Source organism: Leisingera sp. F5 (genome assembly GCF_001593695.1).
The window spans coordinates 1-1,819 of the sequence record NZ_LUKH01000706.1 but is presented as its reverse complement, the minus strand read 5'-3'; the positions used below and the strand labels follow the sequence as shown (position 1 = coordinate 1,819).

Below are 1,819 nucleotides of genomic sequence, written 5' to 3'. Positions count from 1 at the left end.
TTCTGATTGACCGCAACCGCCATCTTCGGCTCGACAAACACCGCTTCTTGCGGCAGGCCGGCGATTTCGACATCGGCGACCCCGTCCACCGTCAGCAGCTCGCGCCGCAGGAAGGTTGCCAGCTCGTGTTTCTCGGCGTCGGTGTAGCCGTCGGCTGTTACCGCGTAGAACAGGCCGAACACATCGCCAAAGCCGTCATTGACGTATGGCTGGCTGACGCCATCGGGCAGGGCGCGGGCCGCATCGCGGACCTCAGCGCGCAGTTTGGTCCAGATTGCGGGCAGCTCGGTGCCGTCGTAAGTGTCCTGCATCTCCACTTCGATCAGCGAAGAACCGGGCCGGTTCACCGAGGTGATCAGCTTCACCTCGCCCATTTTCTGGATTGCGGATTCCAGCGGTTCCGAGACTTCCAGCGCCACCTGGGCGCTGCTGGCTCCGGGATACTGGGTCGCGATGACTGCGGATTTGATGGTAAAGGCCGGGTCTTCCAGACGGCCCAGGTTCAAAAAGCCCCAGATCCCGCCGAGCAAGGCGGCAAGCATGATGAGCCAGGTGTAAAGCGGCCGGTTGATCGACCCGCGTGCGATGTCCATGCGTTCGCCCTCAATTGCCGAAGCCGGTGAAGCGGCTGACCTGCTGTCCGTCTTTCAGCGCGGAGCCGCCGGTCAGTACGATCTCTTCGCCGCCTTTGAGGCCGTCCGCGATGCGGAAGTCGCCGTTCTGGCTTGCCTCGACCTTTACCGGGGTCCAGGTGACGGTGCCGTCTTCGGCGCCCGCGGGGGCAAAGACCATTACCCCGGTGCTGCCATCGGCGGCGGCGACCAGCGCGGTGCCGGGCACCCGGATCGCCGCATCGCCGGTGTCCACGCGCACATTCACTGTGGCGGAGGCGCCGGGCAGGATCTGGCGGTCTTCGGGCGGGGTCAAGCGGAAGGTCACCCGGTAGGTCTGGCCGACGCTGCTGGCCTCGGCGTCAAATTCCAGGATTTCCAGTGGATAGTCCGTTTCCTGGTCCTGGCCGGGGAAATTCGCAACAATCGTCAGCACATCGCTTTGATCGGCCTGCTGGAACAGAACCTCGGGGACGTCGACCTTGATGTGCAGTTCGGACATGTCGTGCAGCCGCACAACCGGGGTGCCGGCGGAGATGGTGGTGAATTGCTCGACCTCGCGGCTGGAGACCAGCGCATCAAAGGGGGCATTCAGGGTCGCATGGCCAAGCGCATATTCGGCGTCCCGCAGGGCGACGCGGGCCAGGCCTGCCTCGGTCTCGGCGTCGTCGATCGACACCTGGCTGACGGTGCCGCTCAGCTTTTCCAGCCGCACCACCGTGCGGTCGGCCTGTTCCTTGCGCAGCTGCGCCTGTTCCAGCTGCAACTCGAACGGTTCCAGGTCCAGTTCGGCAATCAAGCCGCCCTGGGTAACGGCGCCGCCTTCGGTCACCGGGAATTTCAGGATCTGCCCGCCGACCTGGAAGGCCAGATCAACCGTCTGTTTGGCGGCAACCTGGCCAAAGAACTGCCGCTCCAGCAGCAGGGAGTCCGATGAGGTCTGCAGCAGTTTCACGGGTTTCAGCGGCTCCTGGGCCGCGGCGGCCGCGGAAAGGGCGGCAAAACCGCCCGCAACGGCAAGGGATTTGCTCCAACGCATTCTAGTCACTCCTTCCGGGCGGATTTGCCGCCTGTCCGCATCATTGTTTTGTTATCACGCCCGGTTGCGCAATCGGCCTGGAAACCGGCCCGTGCGCCGGCCTGCCGGGGAATTTGCGGCCTATAGCTCAGTTGCGGGAACTTTCCTGTGAAGGAGATCACAATGCAAC

At 64.0% G+C, this 1,819-nt stretch carries 2 protein-coding genes; both read right to left on the bottom strand.

Features of this window, described 5'->3' with window-relative positions; genetic code table 11:
* A partial coding sequence (locus A2I95_RS35035; protein ID WP_291737173.1) for an efflux RND transporter permease subunit occupies positions 1–593 on the bottom strand: 593 nt, incomplete at its 3' end.
* Positions 594–603: 10 nt separating this feature from the next.
* Positions 604–1,650 carry an efflux RND transporter periplasmic adaptor subunit gene (locus A2I95_RS35030; RefSeq protein WP_027260084.1) on the bottom strand — a complete coding sequence of 349 codons (1,047 nt, stop codon included), beginning with the start codon at positions 1,648–1,650 and terminating at the stop codon, positions 604–606.
* Positions 1,651–1,819 lie beyond the last annotated feature (169 nt).